The organism is Lentzea sp. NPDC020367, assembly GCF_044387305.1.
Taxonomy (GTDB): Bacteria; Actinomycetota; Actinomycetes; order Mycobacteriales; family Pseudonocardiaceae; genus Lentzea.
This window is the reverse complement of the sequence record NZ_JBIRVV010000004.1, coordinates 698,030-716,562: the sequence shown is the minus strand read 5'-3', so window position 1 is coordinate 716,562 and position 18,533 is coordinate 698,030. Positions and strand designations below refer to the sequence as shown.

Annotated in this window: 15 protein-coding genes; 13 read left to right on the top strand and 2 right to left on the bottom strand. The window is 69.8% G+C overall.

All coding sequences use genetic code 11. From position 1 onward, the window contains the following. The first annotated feature begins 5 nt into the window (after positions 1-5). The 4 genes from ACH413_RS20890 to ACH413_RS20875 all read left to right on the top strand — a co-directional run bounded on the left by ACH413_RS20890 (position 6) and on the right by ACH413_RS20875 (position 5,574). Positions 6-2,306, top strand: a complete 2,301-nt coding sequence (locus ACH413_RS20890) for a glycoside hydrolase family 3 N-terminal domain-containing protein (RefSeq protein WP_360035552.1) — start codon at positions 6-8, stop codon at positions 2,304-2,306. Between the two features lie 67 nt (positions 2,307-2,373). Continuing rightward, complete coding sequence (locus tag ACH413_RS20885; protein ID WP_360035555.1) at positions 2,374-3,369, top strand: TerC family protein; 996 nt, start codon at positions 2,374-2,376, stop codon at positions 3,367-3,369. 40 nt (positions 3,370-3,409) lie between these two features. Beyond that, on the top strand, positions 3,410-3,988 hold the full coding sequence (locus ACH413_RS20880) for a TetR/AcrR family transcriptional regulator (protein WP_360035558.1): 579 nt from the start codon (positions 3,410-3,412) through the stop codon (positions 3,986-3,988). Next, the gene (locus ACH413_RS20875) at positions 3,985-5,574 is read left to right on the top strand and encodes a CocE/NonD family hydrolase (RefSeq protein ID WP_360035561.1); all 1,590 of its coding nucleotides are present in this window, start codon (positions 3,985-3,987) and stop codon (positions 5,572-5,574) included. The genes ACH413_RS20880 and ACH413_RS20875 overlap by 4 nt, the downstream gene beginning before the upstream one ends. Position 5,575: 1 nt before the next feature. On the opposite strand, the gene ACH413_RS20870 is transcribed toward ACH413_RS20875, so the two are convergent. After that, positions 5,576-6,718: a serine/threonine-protein kinase gene (locus ACH413_RS20870; protein ID WP_360035564.1), complete on the bottom strand. Its 1,143-nt coding sequence runs from the start codon at positions 6,716-6,718 to the stop codon at positions 5,576-5,578. Between the two features lie 69 nt (positions 6,719-6,787). Continuing rightward, entirely contained in the window at positions 6,788-7,801 is a 1,014-nt protein-coding gene (locus ACH413_RS20865; RefSeq protein WP_360035567.1) for a LacI family DNA-binding transcriptional regulator, read from the bottom strand. A 108-nt stretch (positions 7,802-7,909) separates the two neighbouring features. Between ACH413_RS20865 and ACH413_RS20860 the strand changes: the two genes are divergently transcribed. From ACH413_RS20860 to ACH413_RS20820, 9 genes are all read left to right on the top strand, one after another. Further along, on the top strand, positions 7,910-9,427 hold the full coding sequence (locus tag ACH413_RS20860) for a sugar ABC transporter ATP-binding protein (protein ID WP_396425123.1): 1,518 nt from the start codon (positions 7,910-7,912) through the stop codon (positions 9,425-9,427). Further along, the gene (locus tag ACH413_RS20855) at positions 9,424-10,467 is read left to right on the top strand and encodes an ABC transporter permease (RefSeq protein WP_360035572.1); all 1,044 of its coding nucleotides are present in this window, start codon (positions 9,424-9,426) and stop codon (positions 10,465-10,467) included. Before ACH413_RS20860 ends, ACH413_RS20855 begins: the two co-directional genes overlap by 4 nt. Next, entirely contained in the window at positions 10,460-11,419 is a 960-nt protein-coding gene (locus ACH413_RS20850) for an ABC transporter permease (RefSeq protein WP_360035575.1), read from the top strand. The genes ACH413_RS20855 and ACH413_RS20850 overlap by 8 nt, the downstream gene beginning before the upstream one ends. Continuing rightward, entirely contained in the window at positions 11,416-12,477 is a 1,062-nt protein-coding gene (rhaS, locus tag ACH413_RS20845; protein WP_360035578.1) for a rhamnose ABC transporter substrate-binding protein, read from the top strand. The genes ACH413_RS20850 and rhaS overlap by 4 nt, the downstream gene beginning before the upstream one ends. 1 nt (position 12,478) lies before the next feature. Beyond that, on the top strand, positions 12,479-12,790 hold the full coding sequence (locus tag ACH413_RS20840) for an L-rhamnose mutarotase (RefSeq protein WP_319974774.1): 312 nt from the start codon (positions 12,479-12,481) through the stop codon (positions 12,788-12,790). Between the two features lie 18 nt (positions 12,791-12,808). Continuing rightward, positions 12,809-13,963 carry an L-rhamnose isomerase gene (gene rhaI, locus ACH413_RS20835; RefSeq protein WP_360035581.1) on the top strand — a complete coding sequence of 385 codons (1,155 nt, stop codon included), beginning with the start codon at positions 12,809-12,811 and terminating at the stop codon, positions 13,961-13,963. Further along, complete coding sequence (locus tag ACH413_RS20830) at positions 13,963-15,987, top strand: bifunctional aldolase/short-chain dehydrogenase (protein ID WP_360035584.1); 2,025 nt, start codon at positions 13,963-13,965, stop codon at positions 15,985-15,987. Before rhaI ends, ACH413_RS20830 begins: the two co-directional genes overlap by 1 nt. Next, the gene (locus ACH413_RS20825; RefSeq protein WP_360035587.1) at positions 15,984-17,303 is read left to right on the top strand and encodes a rhamnulokinase family protein; all 1,320 of its coding nucleotides are present in this window, start codon (positions 15,984-15,986) and stop codon (positions 17,301-17,303) included. Before ACH413_RS20830 ends, ACH413_RS20825 begins: the two co-directional genes overlap by 4 nt. Before the next feature lie 99 nt (positions 17,304-17,402). After that, positions 17,403-18,524 carry an MrcB family domain-containing protein gene (locus tag ACH413_RS20820; protein WP_360035590.1) on the top strand — a complete coding sequence of 374 codons (1,122 nt, stop codon included), beginning with the start codon at positions 17,403-17,405 and terminating at the stop codon, positions 18,522-18,524. The last annotated feature ends 9 nt before the right edge of the window (positions 18,525-18,533 follow it).

The following is an 18,533-nucleotide window of genomic DNA, read 5'->3' as shown; positions in this document are numbered from 1 at the left end:
TTGTCGTGACGACAGAAGCCACCACGCCGGACGAACTCTGGCGGAACCCGCACGCCCCCGTGGCCGCCCGTGTGAGCGACCTCGTCGCACGGATGACGCCACAGGAGAAGATCGCGCAGTTGCAGGGGATCTGGGCCGGCATCGACGCCGCCGGCGAGATGGCCCCGCACCAGCACGAGTTCGCCGTGGCGCCGCAGGACTTCGCCGAGCTGACCCGCCACGGCATCGGCCAGCTCACCCGCGTCTTCGGCACCCGGCCGATCGCGCCGGACGTCGGCGCGCACACGCTCGCCCGCACCCAGCGGCAGATCATCGAGGCGAGCCGCTTCGGGATTCCCGCGATGGCGCACGAGGAGTGCCTGACCGGACTGGCCGCGTGGCAGGCGACCGTGTACCCGTCCCCGCTGTGCTGGGGCGCGACCTTCGAGCCGGACCTGGTGCGGCGCATGGCCGAGCGGTTCGGTGGCTCGATGCGCCGCCTCGGGATCCACCAGGGCCTGGCACCCGTCCTGGACGTCACGCGCGACCTGCGCTGGGGCCGGGTCGAGGAGACCATCGGCGAGGACCCGCACCTGGTGGGCACCATCGGCTCCGCCTACGTGGCGGGCCTCGAGTCCGCGGGGATCGTGGCCACGCTCAAGCACTTCGCCGGCTACTCGGCCTCCCGCGCGGGACGCAACCACGCGCCGGTGTCGATCGGGCCGCGCGAGTTCGCGGACGTGATCCTGCCGCCGTTCGAGATGGCGCTGCGGACCGGCGTCAGGTCGGTCATGAACTCCTACGCGGACAACGACGGCGTGCCCGCCGCCGCGGACGTCACGCTGTTCACGGACCGGCTTCGCGGCGAGTACGGCTTCACCGGGACCGTGGTGTCCGACTACTTCTCGGTCGCGTTCCTGCACAAGCTGCACGGGGTCGCCGCCGGTCGTGAGGACGCCGCCGCGCAGGCTTTGACCGCGGGCATCGACGTCGAACTGCCCACTGTGGACTGTTACGGCGAGCCCCTGCTGGAAGGCCTCTACTTCGAACGGGTGGACGCGGCGCTCGTCGACAGGGCGCTGACCCGCGTGCTGACGCAGAAGGTGGAGCTGGGCCTGCTCGATCCCGGCTACTCCCCCGCGCCCGGCGCGGACCTCGACCTGGACGACCCGGAGTCCCGCGCGCTCGCCCGCGAGGTGGCCGAACGCTCGATCGTGTTGCTGCAGAACGACGGCGTGCTGCCGTTGGCGGGCAAGCGCCTGGCCGTCGTGGGACCGCGGGCCGACGAGCCCGGCGCGATGATGGGCTGTTACTCGTTCCCGATGCACGTCGGCGTGCACCACCCGGACGTCGAGATGGGCATCGAGGTCACCACGGTCGTGGAGGCGTTGCGCGCCGACCACGAGGTGGTGTTCGCGCTCGGCTGTCCCGTGCTCGGCGGAACCGACGACGACATCGCCGAGGCCGTCGAGGCCGCGCGGCAGGCGGACGTCTGCGTCGTCGTGCTGGGTGACAAGGCGGGGCTGTTCGGCAACGGCACGTCCGGCGAGGGCTGCGACGTCACGGACCTGAAGCTGCCCGGCCGCCAGGAGGAACTGCTGGAGGCGGTGCTCGGCACCGGCATGCCGGTGGTGCTCGTGCTGCTGTCCGGCCGGCCCTACGACCTGTCCCGGCAGGCCGACCGGCTCGCCGCCGTCGTCTGCGGCTTCTACCCCGGCCAGGAGGGCGGGCCCGCGCTCGCGGATGTCCTCAGTGGACGCGTCAACCCGTCCGGCAGGCTCCCGATCAGCTTCCCCGGCGCCGGTTCGAGCCAGCCCTCCACCTACCTCAGCGCCCCGCTCGGGAAGCTCACCGAGATCAGCAACGTGGACCCGACCCCGCTGTTCCCGTTCGGCCACGGACTCTCCTACGCCCCCGCCACCTGGGTGACGGCGGGCTGCGAGCAACGCGAGTGGCCGACTGACGGCGTCTGCGGCGTGCACGTGGTCGTGCGCAACGACATGGACGTCCCGACCACCGAGGTCGTCCAGATCTACCTGCACGACCCGGTCGCGGAGGTCGCCCGGCCCGTCCGGCAGCTGATCGGCGCGCTGAAGGTCGATCTCGCCCCCGGCCAGACCCGCACGGTCACGGCGCGGCTGCACGCGGACCTCACTTCCTACACCGGCCGCGCGGGCCACCGCCAGGTCGATCCCGGTGACGTCGAGCTCCACGTCGGCACGTCCAGCGCGAACATCCACACCGCGCTGAAGCTCACGCTGACCGGGCCCGCCCGGCGCGTCGGGTTCGACCGCACCACGACACCCGAGTTCACCGCGAGTTCCTAGCAGGCTCACCCCCTGGCGGCCCGGTAACGTCCACTGCGGACCGACCGGGCTGCCAGAGGGGTGTTCTGTGCTGGAGATCAGCGGACTGACGTGGGCGATGACGATCGGGGTGATCGTCCTGCTGCTGGCGGCCGACCTCGTGATCGCGGCGTGGCGGCCGCACCGGATCGGCTTCCGCGAGGCCAGCCTGTGGTCGGTGTTCTACATCGCTGTCGCCATCGGCTTCGGCGTGTGGTTTGCGAGCGCGCACGGCGGCGGGTTCGGCGCGGAGTACTTCGCCGGCTACATCGTCGAGAAGAGCCTGTCGGTCGACAACCTCTTCGTCTTCGTGATCATCATGACGACGTTCCTCGTGCCGGAGGAGCACCAGCACAAGGTGCTGACGTTCGGCATCGTGCTCGCGCTGATCATGCGCGGCATCTTCATCGCGGTCGGCGCGACGCTGCTGTCGTTGTTCTCGTTCATGTTCCTGCTGTTCGGGCTGCTGCTGATCTTCACGGCCGTGCAGCTGTTCCGGCACCGCGACGAGGATCCCGACGTCGAGAACAACGTCGTCGTGAAGACCGCGCGCAAGCTCCTGCCCGTCACGGACGACTACGTCGGCGGCAAGATCTTCACCCGCGTCGACGGCAAGCGGTTCGCCACGCCGTTGTTCGTCGTGCTGGTCGCGATCGGCGGCGTCGACCTGCTGTTCGCGCTCGACTCGATCCCCGCGGTGTTCGGCGTGACCGAGGAGCCCTACATCGTGTTCACCGCCAACGCGTTCGCGCTGCTCGGCCTGCGCGCGTTGTTCTTCCTCGTCAAGGGCCTGCTGGATCGACTGGTGTACCTGTCGGCGGGGCTCGCGATCATCCTCGCGTTCATCGGCGTGAAGCTGATCCTGCACTGGGCGCACGTGGACATCTCCGCGAGCGTGCCCGAGGTGCCGACGCCGCTCAGCCTCGGCGTGATCATCGCGATCCTGGTGATCGTCACCGTCGCCAGCCTGATCAAGACGCGCAACGACCCGGCGGCCAAGGCCCACCCCGGTTCGCTGCGCGGCCACCGCGACGAAGATAAGTAACACTTGACCACTTAGTAACAGCTGTTACACGATCTGGCGCATGGATCTGCGCGAGGTCGAGCCCGCACGCGACCGCCGGGTGCGTCGCACCCGCGCGGCCGTGCTGAGGGCCGTGATCGACCTGGTCACCGAACGGGGCACGGCGGCGATCACCGTGTCCGAGATCGCCGAGGCCGCCGACGTCAGCAGGCGAGCCGTCTACCAGCACTTCGGTGACCTCGACTCGCTGCTGCTGGAGGCGGGGCTCGACCTCGCCCGGCGCGAGTTGCTGCCCCGTCTCACCGACTTCAGCCAGGCCGTGGACCCGCGCGCCGAGACCCTCGCCGTGGCCCGGCACTTCGCCGACCACCGCGTGTTCTACCGCGCCCTGCTCACCGGTTCGTGCGCGTTCGCCTTGGACCGCGGGCTCATCAGCCTGTTGCTGCCGATCAACCGGCAGGCCGTCGAACACCTGCACCGCGGCCGGCTCACCGAGCAGGCCGCCGAGGACCTCGCCGCGTTCGTCACGGGCGGCGCCGGATCGTTCGTCACGTCCTGGGTGGTCGCGGGCGCGCCCGATCCGGAGACGTTCACCGACCGGCTGATGAGCGTGATCTCACTACTCCTGGAGCCCCGATGATCAGCCGTCTTCTTCAGCGCGGGTTGAAGCTCTCACCTCCGCTGACCCGCGACGTCGTGGTGCAGCGCGATCTGCGGGTTCCGATGCCCGACGGCGTGGACCTGCTCGCGGACCGGTGGATGCCGCGCGCCGGCGGCGACGGGCTGCCGACGGCGTTGATCCGCTCCCCGTACGGCCGGCGCCTGTTCGGCACGGTCATGGCGAGGCCGCTGGCCGAGCGCGGCTACCAGGTGGTGATCCAGAGCGTGCGGGGCGGGTTCGGCTCCGGCGGCACGTTCGACCCGATGCGCCAGGAACGCGCGGACGGCCTCGCGACGCTCGACTGGCTGGTGGAGCAGCCGTGGAGCGACGCGATCGTGCTCTACGGCCTGAGCTACCTCGGCCACGTGCAGTGGGCGGTCGCCGACCAGGTGCCACCGCAGGTCAAGGCGATGATCCCGGTGGTGACGGAGTCCGCGCTGACGCTCGAGTTCCTGCGCGCGGACGGCATGTCGCTGGAGACGCCGTTCGAGTGGGGCGTGCTGGTCGGCACCCAGCAACGACCGCTGGCGATGCTGCGCAAGACGTTCCAGGACAAGAAGACCGCACGAGCGCTGCGGACGCTTCCGTTGCGCGAAGGGGACATCGCGGCGTTCGGCTCGCGTTCCGCCTACATCCAGGACATCCTCACCCACGACGCCGATTCGCCGCGCTGGCAGGAGTTCGACCACCGCCACCGGGTCGCCGGCGTGACCGTGCCGGTCAGCTCCATCGGCGGCTGGTACGACATCTTCCTACCCGGTCAGCTGCGCGACTTCCAGGCGTTGCAGGACAACGGCCGTTCCGCGCGGCTGACCGTCGGACCGTGGACCCACACGGAGGTCATGGCCCCGCCGATCAACGAGGCCTTGGAGTTCGGCCTCGCGCACGCACGCGGCGAGGAGTCACCACAACGTGCCGCGGTCCGGCTGTACGTGATGGGCGAGGACGCGTGGCGTTCGTTCGACTCCTGGCCGCCGTCCGGCTACTCGCCCACGCGCTTCCACCTGGGTTCGGGCGGTGCGCTCGGTTACGCCGTGCCCGAAGAGTCCTCAGTGGACACGTTCCACTACGACCCGGCGGATCCCACCCCGGCGTCCGGCGGCGTGCGCCTGGCGCGCGACGGTGGCCGCGTCGACAACACCTCGTTGGAAGCACGGCCGGACGTGCTCACGTACACCACGCCTGTGCTGGATGACGACGTCGAGGTGATCGGCGAGGTCAGCGCGGAGATCTGGTTCTCCTCGTCGCGCGCGCACGCCGACGTGTTCGTTCGTCTTTGCGACGTCGATCCGGACGGGCGTTCGTGGAACGTGTGCGACGGCCTGGTGAGCCTGACGTCGGCGGAGGAACCGCAGTGCGCCGCTGTCCGGTTGTGGCCGACGGCGTACCGATTCCGGCGCGGACATCGCATCCGGGTGCAGGTCTCCAGCGGTGCGTTCCCCCGCTACGCACGCAATCCCGGCACCGGCGAGCCGAGGGCGACGGCCACGACGATGATCGCGGCGGACCAGACGGTCCACTGTGGACCGGATCGTCCGTCCTCGATCACTCTCCCCGTGCGCTGAGTCAGGTGCCGTCCCGCTTGCCCTTCCCCTTGCCGGGGCCGCCCTTGCCGCTGTTGCCCGGCTTGCCCTTGTCCACGACCTGAACGGGTGCCGGCGCGATGGCCGGAGCGGTCGGCTGCACCACGACCGGCGTGGGGGTGAAGTCCGCGGTGCGAGCCGGAGTCGAGGTCGAGGTTGAGGTCGAGGCAGGCGCTGTGGTCTCCGGCGGCTCGGAACCCGTGGACGTGGCGCCGTTCCAGGCGCTGATCCCCGTGCCGATCGCCGAGATCAGCACCACGATCGAGGCGGCCGCGAGCAGTCCGCGCGAACGGGGCGGCCGGGCCGGTGCCTCGACCACGAGAGTCGGCGGGTCCGCCGCCGGCCTGAGCAGGGCCTTGGCGCACTCCCTCGCGGAGGGACGGCGGGCCGCGCTCAACGACGTCATCCTGGACAGCAACCGCACGAGGTCGAACGGGAGGTCGTCCGGCACCACCGGCGGCCGGTGCAGCCGGGCGACGGCGGCCTCGACCTCCGCGCCCTCGTACTCACGGCGTCCGGTCAGGCACTCCAGCAGCACCAGGCCCAGCGCGTAGACGTCGGCCGCCGCGGTGACCTCCTCGCCGCGCACCTGCTCCGGCGCGAGGTAGGCGGCCGTGCCGACGACGTGACCGGTCCTGGTCAGACTGGCGCCGTCGGTGAACCGAACGAGGCCGAAGTCGGCGAGGCGCGGCTGGTCGTCGGCGTCGAGCAGGATGTTGGAGGGCTTGACGTCGCGGTGCACGAGGCCACGCGTGTGAACGTGCGCAAGGGCGTCAGCCAGTGCCGCGCCCACCCGGCGCACGTCCTCGACTTCCATCGGCCCGTCCGCGACCCGCTCGCGCAGCGTGCTGCCCTCGATGAGTTCCAGCACCACGTACGGCGTCTCGCTGCCCGGATCCGCGTCGTAGACCGTGACCAGGCCCGGATGCGACAGTCCCGCGAGCGCGCAGATCTCGTTGTCGATGCGGTGTGCGGCCGCGAGGTCCTCGCCGGGCCGGAACAGCTTGATCGCGACGTCACGTGCCAGCAGGACGTCCCTGGCCCGGCGCACCTCCGCGACCCCGCCCGTGCCGAGCACCTCGCCCAGCCGGTACCGGTCGGCGAGCAGAACACTGTCCGGCGGCATGGGAAGGCCTTTCCGTTCGGGCGGGACCACACGTGGGTGCCCATCCGACGGGTGATCCAACCGTCCAGGTCAAGGTCGACGTTTGACCGAGGTGGAGGCACGGACCACGAGCTCCGGCTGGAACTTCACGTGCCGGTGCTCGTGGCCCGGCTCGTTCTCCGTCAGCAGCAGCTGGGCGGCGGTGCGGCCGAGCTGCTCACGCGGCTGGCGCACCGACGTGAGCGGAACGGCGGCGGCCGCGGCGAACTCGATGTCGTCGTACCCCACGACGGCGAGGTCGTCGGGCACGCGCAGGCCCTGTTGCGTCATCGACTGGAGTAAGCCGAGCGCGAGCAGGTCGTTGGCGCAGAACGCCGCCGTGGGACGACGGGAGGCGGGCAGGCCGACCAGCCGCTCCCCCGCTTCCCGGCCTTCCGCGACCTGGAGGCTCTTGGTTTCGAGGAACGTGAGCGCGTCCAAAGGAAGGCCCGCGTTTGTTAGCGCTCGCACGGCGCCTTCGCGCCGGTCGCGCACCTGCTGGATGGACAGCGGGCCGCCGACCATCGCGATGCGGGTGTGACCGTTCTCGATCAGGTGGGTGACCGCGAGTTCGCCGCCGAGCACGTCGTCCACGGCCACCGAGCAGCGCGTGCCGTCCGTCGCCTCGCGGTCGACCAGCACGACGGGCGTGCCGCGTTCGGCGACCTGCGCGCTCTCCGCGTCGACCGGGGTGATCAGGATGCCCTCGACGCGTTGTTCGTGCAGCAGTTCCAGGTACTCGCGCTCGCGGCCGTCGTCCGAGGCGCTGTTGCACAGGAACAGGGCCATGCCCGCTTCCCTGGCCGCGTCCTCGACGCCGCGGGCCACGTCCGTGAAGAACGGGTTCGCCGCGTCGAGCACGACGTAGGCGATCACCCGGCTGCGGCCCGCGCGGAGCTGGCGTGCGGACTCGTTGCGCACGAAGCCGAGTTCCTCGATGGCGGCCAGGACTCGCTGGCGCGTGGCCGGGGCGACGACGTCGGGGCGGTTCAGCACGTTCGAGACGGTCGCGTTGGACACGCCGGCGTGCTGCGCGACGTCGCGGATGCCCACTGACGGCTTCACCGGCGGCTCCTTTGTTGAAACGTGACAACGAATCGTACCCCGCAACCCTTGACATGGTGCCGTAACACACCCAGAGTGCTCGTAACTCAGGCGTTAAAACGTTTCAACATCGAGGAGACGGACGTGGACCGACCTCCCGTGGTGACACTGGACGAGGTGAGCAAGTCCTTCGGCGCCGTCCGCGCGTTGTCCGGGGTGTCGCTGCGCCTGCTGCCCGGCGAGGCCCACGCGTTGCTCGGGGAGAACGGCGCGGGCAAGTCGACGCTGATCAAGACACTCGCCGGCGTTCACCGCCCGGACGCCGGTCAGGTGCTCGTCGACGGCTCCGCGCAGCGGTTCTCCGGTCCCGCCGACGCCCTCGCCGCGGGCATCGCGATCATCTACCAGGAACCGACGCTGTTCGGCGACCTGTCGGTGGCCGAGAACGTGTTCATGGGCCGCCAGCCGCTCGGGTTCGGCCGCCGCATCGACGTCGCCACCATGCACGCGCGCACGTCGGAGTTGTTCTCGCGCCTGGGAGTCAAGCTCGATCCGGCCCGGCCGGCGCGCGGACTGTCCATTGCGGACCAGCAGCTCGTCGAGATCGCCAAGGCGTTGTCGTTCGACGCCCGCGTGATCGTCATGGACGAACCGACCGCCGCCCTGTCCGCCCACGAGGTCCAACGGCTTTTCGGTGTGGTGCAGGCGTTGCGCGAGCAGGACGCCGCCGTGCTGTTCGTCTCGCACCGGCTCGGCGAGGTGTTCGAGCTGTGCCAGCGGGCCACGGTGCTGCGCGACGGCGAGTTCGTGTGGTCCGGCGAGCTCACCGACGAGACACCGGACTCCTTGGTGCGCCGGATGGTCGGCCGTGAGCTGTCCCAGCTATTCCCCAAACAGAACACGACCGCCGGTGAGGTGCTGCTCTCGGTGCAGCGCCTGACCCGTGAGGGCGTGTTCACCGACGTGTCGTTCGACGTCCGCGCGGGCGAGATCGTCGCTCTGTCCGGACTCGTCGGCGCCGGCCGCAGCGAGGTGGCGCGGGCGATCTTCGGCATCGACCGGCCGGACGCAGGCTCTGTGCACGTGAACAACCGGAAGCTGAAGTACGGCTCTCCCACCGCGGCGATGGCTGCAGGCATCGGGTTCGTGCCGGAAGACCGCCGCCAGCAAGGACTCGTGATGGACGCGTCCATCGAACGCAACACCGCGCTCGCCTCGCTGGGCAGGCTCTCGAAGTTCGGCTTGCTGCGCCGTCGTAGTGAACGTGCGCTCGCCCAGGACTGGGCGGTGAAGCTGCGGCTGAAGTTCTCGAAGCTGAGCGACCCGGTCGGCGTGCTGTCCGGCGGCAACCAGCAGAAGGTCGTGCTGGCGAAGTGGCTGGCGCGCAACCCGTCCGTGCTGATCGTCGACGAACCGACGCGCGGCATCGACGTCGGCACGAAGGCCGAGGTGCACCGGCTGCTGTCCGAACTGGCCGGTCAGGGCGTCGCGGTGCTGATGATCTCGTCGGAACTGCCGGAGGTGCTCGGCATGGCCGACCGCGTGCTCGTGATGCACGAAGGCCGTCTGGTCGAGGAACTGTCCCGGGCGGAGGCGACCGAGGAACGGGTCGCGATGGCGGCCGCGGGACAGGTGGTGGCGCCATGACCACCCAGCTCACCCCGCCCGTCGCGCCTTCCCGGCGCACCGCAGCCCGCCGCCTCAGCACCCGAGTCGGCCGGGTCCGCGAACTCGGCATCGTCGTGGCGCTGGCCCTCGTGGTCATCCCCACCGCGATCGTCAACCCGCGCTTCGTCCAGCCCCAGAGCCTCCGCGACCTCCTGCTCAACGCTTCGATCGTCGCGCTCCTCGCGGTGGGCCAGACCCTCGTCGTCATCACCCGCAACGTCGACCTGTCCGTCGGCTCGGTGCTGGGCCTGTCCGCGTTCCTCACCGCCCAGCACTTCGCCGACAACCCCGGCACCCCACTGGTCCTGGGCATAGGCTTCGGCGTCGCGGTCGGCCTCGCATGCGGCCTGCTCAACGGCCTGCTGGTCGCGCTCGGCAACGTCCCCAGCCTCGTGGTCACCCTCGGCACGCTGTACGTGTTCCGGGGCGTCGACTACGCACTGGCCCAGGGCAAGCAGGTCAACGCCGCCAACCTCCCCGACGCCCTGCTGAACCTGGGCAGCAGCCGCGTCCTCGGCATCCCGATCCTCGTGCTGGTCGCCGTCGTGGTGATCGTGGTGGCCGCCGTCTACCTGCGCTCCTACCGGTCCGGCCGCGAGCTGTACGCGATCGGCTCGAACCCGGAGGCCGCCACGCTCGCCGGCATCCCGGTCGCCAAGCGCACGCTCACCACGTTCGCCATCTCCGGACTGATCGCCGGGCTCGCGGGTGCGTTGTGGGTCGCCCGCTACGGCACGGTCGACGCCGCCGCGGGCACCGGCCTCGAACTCCAGGTCGTCGCGGCGGTCGTGGTCGGCGGCGTCGCGATCTTCGGCGGCTCCGGCACGGTCACCGGCGCGGCGCTCGGCGCACTGCTGCTGGGCACGATCACGAGCTGCCTGGTGGTGTTGCAGATCCCCGCGTTCTGGCAGCAGGCGATCGCGGGCGCGCTCCTGCTCAGCGCGATCACCGTCGACCGGCTCCTGGCACTGCGACTGGCGAAAGCCCTGCGCACCTCCGAAGGGACCAGCCATGCGTAACCTCCTGCGGTGGGAGACCGCGCTGGTGTTCCTGCTCATCGTGGTAGCGCTAACAGGTCAGGTGAGCACCGACGGCTCGTTCCTGTCCGGCGGCAACCTCTTCTACCTCGGCCTCGACATCGGCGAGATCGCGCTGATCGCCCTCCCGCTCACGCTGGTGATCGTCGCGGGCGAGATCGACCTGTCCGTCGCGTCCGTGCTCGGCCTGTCCAGCGCGCTGATCGGCTGGCTGTGGAACGCGGGCTGGTCGCTCGAGACGATCCTGCCCACGGTGATCGTCGTGGGCGCGGTGTGCGGAGCGGTCAACGGCCTGCTGGTCACCCGCCTCGGGCTGCCCTCCCTGGCCGTCACCATCGGCACGCTCGCGCTCTACCGCGGCCTCGCGCTCGTCGTGCTGGGCGACACCGCGGTCGCCGACTTCCCGGCGAGCTACACCTCGTTCGGCACGACTCCGTTGCCCGGCACGGACATCCCGTATCCGATCGTGCTGGCCGCGATCCTCGCCGTCCTGTTCGGCATCGCCCTGCACGCCAGCTCGTTCGGCCGGTCCGTCTACGCGATCGGCTCCAACGAGGAGGGCGCGCGCTTCTCCGGCATCAGGGTCAAGCGCGTCAAGCTGTCCCTGTTCGTGCTCGCCGGCGCCGTCGCCGCGATCGCGGGCATCGTCTACACGTTCCGCTTCTCCAGCGCCCGCGCGGACAACGGCGTCGGGCTCGAACTGGCCGTCGTCGCCGCGGTGCTGCTCGGCGGCGTGTCCATCTTCGGTGGCAAGGGATCGCTGTTCGGCGTGCTCGCGGGCGTGCTGCTGCTCGGCGGTCTGCGCAACCTCCTGATCCTGCAGGACACCTCCACCGAGGTCCTCACCATCGTCACCGGCCTCCTGCTGCTGGTGAGCGTTCTCGCCCCGTCCGTCACCCGTCGCGTTGGAAGTCTGAGAAAGGCCGCACCATGAAGACACGTCTTGTGCTTGCCCTGGTGATGACCGGGGCCGTCGCACTCACCGCCTGCGGAGGCACCACAAAGGACAGTGCGGGCGACCAGACCGGTGGCGCCACCAACGCCGCCAAGGGCGATCCCAACGCGGCGCTCAAAGAGGGCCTGAAGATCACGTTCCTGCCCAAGCAGGTCAACAACCCGTACTTCACCGTGGCGCAGAAGGGTGCCGAGCAGGCGGGCACGGCGATCAAGGCCGAGCTCAAGGCCACCGGTCCGTCCGACGCGGCCGCCTCGTCGCAGGTCACCTACATCAACACCGCGGCGCAGCAGAAGCAGGACGCGCTGGTGATCTCCGCCAACGACGCCAACGCCGTGGCGCCCGCGCTGAAGAGCGCACGTTCACAAGGGCTCAAGGTCGTCACGTTCGACTCCGACGCGGCGCCGGACGCGCGCGACGTCTTCATCAACCAGGCCACGTCGAACGAGATCGCCGCCGGCCAGGTGAAGCTGATCTCCGAGGCGGTCGGCGGGTCCGGTGAGATCGCGATCCTGTCCGCGACTCCCAACGCCACCAACCAGAACGCGTGGATCGAGGTCATGAAGACCGAGCTCGCGAAGCCCGAGTACGCCGGGCTCAAGCTCGTGGAGACCGCGTACGGCAACGACGACGACCAGACGTCGTTCCAGAAGACGCAGGGTCTGCTGCAGGCGCACCCGAACCTCAAGGGCATCATCTCGCCGACCACCGTCGGTGTCGCGGCCGCCGCCCGGTACCTCAGCTCGTCGGAGTACAAGGGCAAGGTGCAGCTCACCGGTCTCGGCACGCCGAACCAGATGCGCAAGTTCGTCCAGGACGACACCGTGAAGTCGTTCGCGCTGTGGGACCCGACCAAGCTCGGCTACCTCGCCACCTACACCGCCGCCGCGCTCGCGTCCGGGCAGATCACCGGTGCCGAGGGCGAGAAGTACAAGGCCGGTGAGCTCGGCGACTACACGATCGGCGCCAAGGGCGAGGTCGTGCTCGGCCCGCCGACCGTGTTCACCAAGGACAACATCGACAAGTTCGACTTCTGACGTGCGCGTCTGCTTCACCTTGCGGGTCCGCCCCGGTCGTCTCGACGACTACCGGGCGCGGCACCGCGAGGTGTGGCCGGAGATGCGGGCCGCCCTCAGCGAAGCGGGATGGCGCAACTACTCCCTCTTCCTCGCTGAGGACGGCCTGCTGATCGGCTACCTCGAGTGCGACGACTTCGACTCGGCGCTCGCGGAGATGGCGCGCACCGAGGTCAACGCGCGCTGGCAGGCCGAGATGGCGGAGTTCTTCGACGGCGACGGCAACGCCGACGAACGGATGCGGCCGCTCGACGAGGTCTTCCACCTCGACTGAAATGCTTTGGGGAGAACCATGAGTGTGAAGGACGCGCTGCGCGAGCAGCGGATCGAGACGCCGTCGTGGGCGTACGGCAACTCCGGCACCCGGTTCAAGGTGTTCGCGCAGCAGGGAGTTCCACGCACGCCGTACGAGAAGATCGACGACGCCGCAGTGGTGCACCGGCTCACCGGCATCGCGCCGACCGTCGCGTTGCACATCCCGTGGGACAGGGTCGACGACTACGGGAAGTTGTCCGAGTACGCGCGCGATCGCGGTGTCGCGCTCGGGGCCATCAACTCCAACGTGTTCCAGGACGACGACTACAAGCTCGGCAGCGTCTGCCACCCGGACGCGACGGTGCGGCGCAAGGCGATCGGGCACCTGCTGGAGTGCGTCGACATCATGGACCAGACGGGGTCGCGCGATCTCAAGCTCTGGTTCGCCGACGGCCTGAACTACCCCGGCCAAGACAACCTCCGGGCGCGGCAGGACCGACTCGCCGAGGCGTTGGCCGAGACCTACGAACGACTCGGCGCCGACCAGCGGATGTTGCTGGAGTACAAGCTCTTCGAGCCCGCCTTCTACGCGACCGACGTGCCGGACTGGGGCACGGCGTTCGCGCACTGCCTGCAGCTGGGCGAACGGGCGCAGGTCGTGATCGACACCGGGCACCACGCCCCCGGCACGAACATCGAGTTCATCGTGTCGTTCCTGCTGCGGGCGGACAAGCTGGGCGCGTTCGACTTCAACTCGCGCTTCTACGCCGACGACGACCTGATGGCCGGGGCGGCGGACCCGTTCCAGCTGTTCCGGATCATGCACGAGATCGTGCTGGCCGACGCGCTGAAGCCGGCCGCCGGCATCGCGTTCATGCTCGACCAGTGCCACAACCTGGAGCCGAAGATCCCGGCGATCATCCGTTCCGTGCTCAACGTCCAGGAGGCGACGGCGAAGGCGCTCCTGGTCGACCAGGCAGCGTTGTCGGAGGCTCAGCGAGCCGGTGACGTGCTGGGCGCCAACGCCGCGGTGATGGACGCCTACAACACCGATGTGCGGCCACTTCTGCGCGAGCTCCGCGAGGAGATGGGTCTCGACCCCGATCCGATGGCCGCGTACCGGCGGTCCGGGTACGCCGAGCAGATCGTCAGGGAACGAGTCGGTGGCGAGGCCGCCGGGTGGGGTGCGTGATGGAGCAGGTCCAAGCGTTGCTGGGGCGGAGCAACCGGCTCGGCGCCGACCCGCGCAACACCAACTACGCGGGCGGCAACACCTCGGCCAAGGGATCCGAGACGGATCCGGTGACCGGGCAGCCCGTGGACCTGATGTGGGTCAAGGGATCCGGCGGTGATCTGGGCACGTTGCGGGAGGCCGGGCTCGCGGTGCTCAGGCTCGACCGGCTCCGCGCGCTGACCGAGGTCTATCCGGGCGTGGAGCGCGAGGACGAGATGGTCGCCGCGTTCGACTTCTGCCTGCACGGCAAGGGAGGCGCGGCGCCGTCGATCGACACGGCCATGCACGGCCTGGTCGACGCCGCCCACGTCGACCACCTGCACCCGGACGCCGGCATCGCGTTCGCGACGGCCGCGGACGGCGAGGCGCTGGTCAAGGCGTGCTTCGGCGAGCGCGTGGCGTGGGTGCCGTGGCGGCGGCCCGGTTTCCAGCTGGGGCTGGACATCGCCGCCATCAAGCGTGACCACCCGCAGGCGATCGGCGTCGTCCTGGGCGGGCACGGCATCACGGCGTGGGGCGCGACCAGCGAGGAGTGCGAGTCGCACTCGCTGGAGATCATCGAGACCGCCCAGCGCTACCTGGACGAGCACGGCCGTGCCGAGCCGTTCGGGCCGGTCGTCCACGCACCGCTGTCCCCGGAGGAGCGGCGGGTTCTGGCCGCCTCGCTGGCGCCGGTGATCCGCGGCCTGGCCTCGACGGACAGCCCGCAGGTCGGCCACTTCACCGACTCCGACGTGGTGCTCGACTTCCTGGCGCGGGAACGGCATCCGGAACTGGCGGCGCTCGGCACGTCGTGTCCCGACCACTTCCTGCGCACCAAGGTCCGGCCGCTGGTGCTCGACCTGCCGCCGACCGCGCCGCTGACGGACGTCGTCGCGCGCTTGAAGCAACTCCACGAGGACTACCGCGAGGACTACCGGTCCTACTACGAGCGGAACGCCTCCCCCGACAGCCCTGCGATGCGGGGCGCGGATCCGGCGATCGTGCTCGTGCCGGGAGTCGGGATGTTCAGCTTCGGCCGCGACAAGCAGACCGCGCGCGTGGCCGGAGAGTTCTACGTGAACGCTATCAACGTCATGCGGGGCGCCGAATCCGTCTCGCGGTACGCGCCGATCGACGAACGCGAGAAGTTCCGCATCGAGTACTGGTCGCTCGAGGAGGCCAAGCTCCAGCGGATGCCGAAGCCCAAGCCGCTCGCCACCCGCGTCGCCCTCGTCACCGGTGGCGGTTCGGGCATCGGTCGCGCGGTCGCTCAGAGGCTGGCCGCCGAGGGTGCGTGCGTCGTGGTGGCCGACCGGGACGGTGACAGCGCGCGGGAAGTCGCTTCCAGCCTCGGTTCCTCGGACGTGGCGGTGCCGGTGACGGTCGACGTCACCTCCGCCGCGGGCATCGCCGAGGCGTTCCGCGCGGCGGCGCTCGCGTTCGGCGGCGTGGACCTGGTGGTCAACAACGCGGGCCTGTCGATCTCCAAGCCGCTCGAGGAGACCACCGAGGCCGACTGGGACCTCCAGCACGACGTGATGGCCAAGGGTTCGTTCCTGGTCTCGCAGCAGGCGGCCAAGGTCATGCGCGCCCAGGGCATGGGCGGCGACCTCATCTACATCTCCAGCAAGAACGCGGTCTTCGCCGGCCCGAACAACGTCGCCTACGGAGCGGCCAAGGCCGACCAGGCGCACCAGGTCCGTCTGCTGGCCGCGGAACTCGGCGGAGACGGCATCCGCGTCAACGGCATCAACCCCGACGGCGTGGTCCGCGGCTCCGGGATCTTCGCCGGAGGCTGGGGCGCCCAGCGCGCCGCCGTCTACGGCGTGCCCGAAGACGAGCTCGGCGAGTTCTACGCCCAGCGCACCCTGCTCAAGCGCGAGGTGCTGCCTTCACACGTAGCGGCGGCGGTGTTCGCGCTGACGGCAGGCGACCTGTCCCTCACCACCGGTCTGCACGTGCCGGTCGACGCCGGTGTAGCAGCGGCGTTCCTGCGATGACCGCGGTCGCGGCGATCGACCTCGGCGCGTCCAGCGGCCGCGTGGTGCGAGGGGTCTTCACCGATGGCGACGTTCACATCGAGGAGGTGCACCGGTTCGCCAACGGACCGGTGCGCCACCGCGACCGGCTGCACTGGGACCTGCCCCGCCTCTACCACGAGGTGCTCACCGGCCTGAGACTCGCCGATGGTCTGGCAAGCATCGGCATCGACAGCTGGGCGGTCGACTACGGCCTGCTCGACACGTCCGGCGAGTTGCTGGGCAATCCCGTCTGTTACCGCGACTCCCGCACCGACGGCATCACGCCCGCCGAAGGCCTGTACGAGATCAACGGCCTGCAGTTCCAGCCGTTCAACACGATGTTCCAGCTGATGGCCGAACCCCTGCTCTCCCAGGCCTCCCAGCTCCTGCTGATCCCGGACCTGCTCTCCTACTGGCTGACCGGCCAACGCGGCACCGAGTACACCAACGCCACCACGACGGGCCTGATCGACGTCCGAACAGGACGGTGGTCCCCCGAACTCACCCGCGACCTCCCACCCGGCCTGCTCCCGCCCCTGCGCCATCCCGGCGACCTCGCGGGAACCTTCAAGGGCATCCCCGTCACCGCGGTCGGTTCGCACGACACCGCGTCCGCCGTCGTGGCGGTGCCCGCCGAGACGGACCGGTTCGCCTACATCTCGTGCGGCACCTGGTCCCTGGTCGGCGTCGAACTCGACTTCCCGGTGCTCACCGCCGAAAGCCGCGCCGCCAACTTCACCAACGAGGGCGGCGTGGACGGCACGATCCGCTACCTCCGCAACGTGATGGGCCTCTGGCTCCTGCAGGAATGCCTGCGCACGTGGTCCGCTGACCTGGACCCGTTGCTGCGGGAAGCCGCGCACGCGACCGGATCCGTGTTCGACCCCAACGACCCGGTGTTCCTCCCGCCCGGCGACATGCCCGCCCGCATCCAGCAGTGGTGCGGAAAGACTCTGACGCGAGCGGAGATCGTGCGGTCCATCCTGGACAGTCTCGCGCTGGCCCACCGCGACGCCATCGCGGACGCGCAGCGGTTGTCCGGCAAGGAGGTCGAGGTCGTGCACATCGTCGGCGGCGGCTCTCAGAACGAGTTGCTCTGCCAGCTCACCGCCGACGCGTGCGGCCTGCCGGTCGTGGCGGGCCCGGCCGAGGCGACCGCACTGGGCAACGTCCTGGTGCAGGCGCGTGCCGTGGGCGCGGCCCACGGCACGCTCGCCGATCTCAGGAAGCTGGTGCGGCAGTCGCAGCCGCTGCGGCGCTACTTGCCAGAGGCCCGACGGCGATCAACTGAGTAGGTAGATTGCATCCAAACGGCTATGCGTCGCGGATGTATGTGCGACCGTATGCACGTGCCTGCTTCAGACCCGAACGCACTGAATTCGCTGCGTCAGCCAATGCAACGCGTGCTCGACCTGGCCTCGTCGTTTTCCAAGGACACGACGCCCGCCATGAGCGACCGCGACAACGCGACCGCCGAACTGGCCGCCGGCTTGCAAAGCGCGCTCGTTCCGATGATCGAGGTGTTCGGCCTCGAGGACCTCGACATCCAGGTGAAGAGCGGCGGCAGGCAGACCAACTACAGCCCTGTGGCGTGGGTGCGGGTGTTCTCGAAGGAGTGCTCGCCGAGAGCTTTGGAGGGCTTCTACCTGGTCTACCTGTTCGCGGCGGACGGCGGCCGGGTCTACCTGTCCCTCAACCAGGGAACCAGTGAATGGCGCTCGGGTGCGATGCGGCCGATCAACGACAGGCGTGTACTGCTGGGACGTGCGGCAGAAGCGCGCGGCGCTCTGGCTGACTTCGCGGAGTCGCCCGTCGTCCAGACCGGCAAGGTGGCGATCGATCTGGCCTGGGCATCCGTCACGTCGGTGGGCGTCGAAAGCAAGAGGCGGATGCGGAACTACGAAGACGGCAACATCTTCGCTTACGAGTACCAGACCCAGGAGATTCCTTCTCACGACCGGCTGGTCGAGGATCTCGCCGACATGCTTCCGCTGCTGGCCGAGCTCTACGGGACGCCGGTGGGCCCTGGTGACCTGCCGGTTCTGGTCCGCACCCCGGCCGACCAGGAACCGATGGCGAAGGCCCGCGACGCCGCTGCGCGCGCCCAGGGTCGGCAGCTGGATTCCGCGGCCAGGAAGGCCATCGAGCTCCACGCGGAAGACCTCGCTGTGCGGCATTTCGAGGATTCCGGCTGGACCGTCAAGCGCGTTGGTCATCTCAAGCTGGGCTATGACCTCGACTGCACGAGGGACGACGAGAACTCGTTGCACGTCGAGGTCAAGGGAACACAGACGCTGGGCGAAGAGGTGTTCCTGACGCCCAGCGAGGTGCGTCACGTCCGGGACACGGAGAAGTGCGACGCCGCGCATGCGCTGTACGTCGTCTCGCAGATCACCCTCGACCGCACCAACGGGATGCGGTGTTCGGGAGGACACAAGCGTCTCCTGTGGCCGTGGGGCATTGACACAACGCACCTCACACCGACTCAGTACTCCTACCGGGTCCCGCCGTCGTGAGCAGGTACC

What these genes read in the sequence shown, in the direction of transcription:
- ACH413_RS20830 (WP_360035584.1), top strand. Translation starts at nt 13,963, where the DNA reads ATGGAGCAGGTCCAAGCGTTGCTGGGGCGGAGCAACCGGCTCGGCGCC.
- rhaI (WP_360035581.1), top strand. Translation starts at nt 12,809, where the DNA reads ATGAGTGTGAAGGACGCGCTGCGCGAGCAGCGGATCGAGACGCCGTCG.
- ACH413_RS20880 (WP_360035558.1), top strand. Translation starts at nt 3,410, where the DNA reads ATGGATCTGCGCGAGGTCGAGCCCGCACGCGACCGCCGGGTGCGTCGC.
- ACH413_RS20825 (WP_360035587.1), top strand. Translation starts at nt 15,984, where the DNA reads ATGACCGCGGTCGCGGCGATCGACCTCGGCGCGTCCAGCGGCCGCGTG.
- ACH413_RS20875 (WP_360035561.1), top strand. Translation starts at nt 3,985, where the DNA reads ATGATCAGCCGTCTTCTTCAGCGCGGGTTGAAGCTCTCACCTCCGCTG.
- rhaS (WP_360035578.1), top strand. Translation starts at nt 11,416, where the DNA reads ATGAAGACACGTCTTGTGCTTGCCCTGGTGATGACCGGGGCCGTCGCA.
- ACH413_RS20850 (WP_360035575.1), top strand. Translation starts at nt 10,460, where the DNA reads ATGCGTAACCTCCTGCGGTGGGAGACCGCGCTGGTGTTCCTGCTCATC.
- ACH413_RS20855 (WP_360035572.1), top strand. Translation starts at nt 9,424, where the DNA reads ATGACCACCCAGCTCACCCCGCCCGTCGCGCCTTCCCGGCGCACCGCA.
- ACH413_RS20820 (WP_360035590.1), top strand. Translation starts at nt 17,403, where the DNA reads ATGCAACGCGTGCTCGACCTGGCCTCGTCGTTTTCCAAGGACACGACG.
- ACH413_RS20870 (WP_360035564.1), bottom strand. Translation starts at nt 6,718, where the DNA reads ATGCCGCCGGACAGTGTTCTGCTCGCCGACCGGTACCGGCTGGGCGAG.